The organism is Actinoplanes sp. NPDC048791, from assembly GCF_040650095.1.
In the GTDB taxonomy this organism is placed as follows: Bacteria; Actinomycetota; Actinomycetes; order Mycobacteriales; family Micromonosporaceae; genus Actinoplanes.
Genome location: NZ_JBEZGQ010000051.1, coordinates 1 through 3,312, shown reverse-complemented (window position 1 = coordinate 3,312; position 3,312 = coordinate 1). Strand labels below are relative to the sequence as shown.

The following is a 3,312-nucleotide window of genomic DNA, read 5'->3' as shown; positions in this document are numbered from 1 at the left end:
CGCCTCGTGCGTACCGCCGTCGGCCTGGACGTCCAGGCCGACGATGTCCACCACCCGGATCTCCGGGTTCTCCAGCGGTGGCAACGCATCCTGCGTGCGGACGAGGTCCGGGATCGCCAGCGCTTCATCCCGGGGCAGCACCCGCGCGACGATCTTGCGGTCGGCGGCGATCTCCGCGTTCACCGCGTCTTCCAGGGCCTGCTTGAAGCCCGGCGGCACTTCGGGCAGGTTGAAGTCCATCCGGGCCTCGCCGGGCTGCATGTTCCCGCCGGTGACCAGCGCGCCGAAGTCCCGGAACACGGTGCCGCACAGGATGTGCAGGCCGGAGTGGGTGCGCATCAGCGTGGTCCGCCGGTCATCGTCGACTGCGCCGCGCACGGTCGCGCCGGCGGGTGGGATCGGGTCGCCCGGGGCGGGGATCAGATAGTGCTCGTCGCCCTTGCGGGTGTCGACGATCCGGGTCTGCACGCCCAGCCAGATGAGGACGCCGTGGTCCGGGGGCTGGCCGCCGCCGCCCGGGTAGAACGCGGACCGGTCGAGCACGATCCCGGCGTCCGGATCGGCCGGGTCGGACCAGACGACGGTGCAGTCCCATTCGCGGATGGTCGGATCAACCCAGTCGAGGCGGTGGGTGTGTCCGTGCTGCTCGAAAACCATCGCCCGAGCGTAAACCCACGGCCCGGCACCGCACGCCCGCCGAGCTGGACATTCCCTGACTCCGGCCCAAGTGGACCGGCCCATCCTGGCCACTGCCGATCCGGCCCAGCTGGCAGCCGCATGCTGGCCACTGCCGACGACGGCAGTCCCCGGAGCTTGACCAGCATGCGATGCGAGGCTCAACCCCCCATCACGCATCGGCCCGCTTCAACCGCCAAGCCCCACCCACCACCACAGCCGCGACGTAAGCCACGAACACCCCGAGCCCCACCCAGGGCGACAGCGCATCCGCCCCCTGGCTGACCGACGTGAACGCGCTACCCGCATCCGACGGCAGATACTGCACGACGTTGTCCCGCCAGGACTCCGGCAACAGCAGCTGCGCCACCCCGCTGAGCAGGAACATCGCCCCGAACAGCGTGCTGATGGCCGCCGGCGTGGACCGCAGCAGTGCCCCCAGCGCCAGGCCGAGCACGCCCGACCCGGCCAGGATCACCGCGGAACCGACCACCGCCCGCACCACGCCCGCGTCGGACCAGGACGCCGCGCCGTCGCCGATCAGGGCCTGACCGCCGGTGAACGCGACGGCCGACGCCGCCAGGCCGATCACGAAGACCACGGCCGCGAAGACCGCGATCTTGGCCCAGAGGACCGGCAACCTTTTCGGTACGGCGGTGAGCGACGACCGGATCATCCCGGTGCTGTACTCGCTCGCCATGAACAGCACGCCCAGGGTCCCGAACGCCAGCTGGGCGAACGTGATGCCGGCCAGGCTCGCGTCGACCGGGCCGAGCTCTCCCGGTTCCGGGCCCGGCCCGGTCGCTCCGGAGTTCAGCATCGACGAGGCGAGCAGGCCGATGCCGATCAGCAGCGCGACCGCGGTGGCCAGCGTGATCAGTGTCGAGCGCAGCGACCAGAACTTGATCCACTCCGAGCGGATCACCCGGCCCTGCGTCACTTTGAGGTTGGACACCGCCGCCGGGGCGACGAGCGGGGCGGCTTCGGGGGACAGGGTCGCGGTGCTCATGCTGCTGCTCCTACGGTCTGGTATTCGACGGCGTCCCGGGTCAGCTCCATGAACGCCTCTTCCAACGACGGCCGCTGCACCGTCAGTTCGTGCAGGGCGATCCCGGCGTCGGCCGCGCGTTCGCCGATCTTGGCGGCGGACAGGCCGGTCACCTCGAAGGCGCCGCGCTCCACGCTGAGCACCGTGACGCCAGGTCCGGCCAGCAGGTCGTGCAGCTCCACCGCGCGCGGCGAGCGGACCAGGACCGAGTCGTGCGCGGCCTGCTCGATGAACTCGGCCACCGAGACGTCCGCGATCAGCTTGCCGCGACCCACGACCACCAGGTGCTCGGCGGTCAGCGCCATCTCGCTCATCAGGTGCGAGGAGACGAAAACCGTACGGCCCTGCGCGGCCAGGCCCCGCATCAGGTGCCGGATCCAGAGGATGCCTTCGGGGTCGAGGCCGTTCACCGGCTCGTCCAGGATCAGCACCTCCGGGTCGGCCAGCAGCGCCGACGCGATGCCGAGCCGCTGACCCATGCCGAGCGAGAAGGCGCCGGCCCGCTTGCGGGCCACCTCGTGCAGACCGACGATGTCGATCACCTCGTCGACCCGGGTGCGCGGCACCCCGGTGGTCGCGGCCATGGCCAGCAGATGGTGGTACGCGGACCGCCCGGTGTGCACGGCCTTGGCGTCCAGCAGCGCCCCGACCTGCTTCAGCGGCGCGGTGTGCTCCGCGTACGGGCGGCCGTTGATCGTGGCCGTGCCCGACGTCGGCCGGTCCAGTCCCAGGATCATCCGCATCGTGGTGCTCTTCCCGGCGCCGTTGGGGCCCAGGAAGCCGGTGACGATGCCGGGCCTGACGGTGAAGGTGAGGTTGTCGACGGCGGTCTTGGCGCCGTACCGCTTGGTGAGTTCGTGGACCTCGATCATGTGAGCCAGCCTGGTTCAGCGGGCCGGTGATCGGCGTCGTCCGGCGGCGGGCAGATCGGACTACTACCAGCGTGGTATCCGAGGTCACCTTGTTACCGCGCCGGGACGACGCTTCGCAGGCAGGTCCACGCGTAACGTGATCGTCATGGAGCTGGGCGAGGTGCGTGAGACGCGGGCGTGGCAGGCCGTACGCCGGCACCCGCAGCTCTGCGACGCAGTCCTGGCCCTCGCCGTGGTGGTGCCGGTGATCCTGGCCGTGCGGCGCGGCGGGCACGGCGAGGAGCCCCGCATGCTGGGCACCGCCGACCTGATCGCCGCGGCCATCGGCTTCGTGGCGATCACCTTCCGCCGCCGGTACACCCTGGCCGGGCTGATCCTCACCACGCTCGCCACGATCCTGTTCACCGTCCAGCAGGGTGACCGGCAGCCGATGCTGATGATCGCCCTGGTCCTGCTCTTCTTTACGCACGCCGCGTGGGCCGACCGGCGCACGGCGTGGCTCACCGCCGTGTGCCTCGGGGCGGTCGTCTGCCTGAGCGGAGTGATCTGGGCCGGCGGCAGCTGGTACGCCGCGGACAATCTCGGCGCGCTGGCCTGGATCGGCATGGCCACCGCGGTCGGCGACGCGACCCGCAGCCGGCGGGCGTACGTGGCCGAGGTCGAGGAACGCGCCCGCCGCGCCGAGCAGAGCCGCGACGAGGAGGCCCGGCGCCAGGT

General features: G+C 71.4%; 4 protein-coding genes. 1 reads left to right on the top strand and 3 read right to left on the bottom strand.

The window, feature by feature from the left end; all coding sequences use genetic code 11:
• The 3 genes from AB0C29_RS06645 to AB0C29_RS06635 all read right to left on the bottom strand — a co-directional run.
• Nucleotides 1-657, bottom strand: a 657-nt coding sequence (locus AB0C29_RS06645) for an alanyl-tRNA editing protein (protein WP_360816111.1), incomplete at its 3' end; no start/stop codon positions are given.
• A gap of 190 nt (nt 658-847) precedes the next feature.
• Nucleotides 848-1,684 (bottom strand): ABC transporter permease, encoded by an 837-nt coding sequence (locus tag AB0C29_RS06640; protein WP_360816109.1) that lies wholly within the window; start codon nt 1,682-1,684, stop codon nt 848-850.
• Nucleotides 1,681-2,595, bottom strand: coding sequence for an ATP-binding cassette domain-containing protein (locus tag AB0C29_RS06635; protein WP_360816106.1), 915 nt, complete (start codon nt 2,593-2,595; stop codon nt 1,681-1,683). The genes AB0C29_RS06640 and AB0C29_RS06635 overlap by 4 nt, the downstream gene beginning before the upstream one ends.
• Before the next feature lie 145 nt (nt 2,596-2,740).
• On the opposite strand from AB0C29_RS06635, the gene AB0C29_RS06630 reads away from it, so the two are divergent.
• Nucleotides 2,741-3,312 (top strand): hypothetical protein (locus tag AB0C29_RS06630; RefSeq protein ID WP_360816104.1); only part of this gene is annotated, 572 nt, incomplete at its 3' end.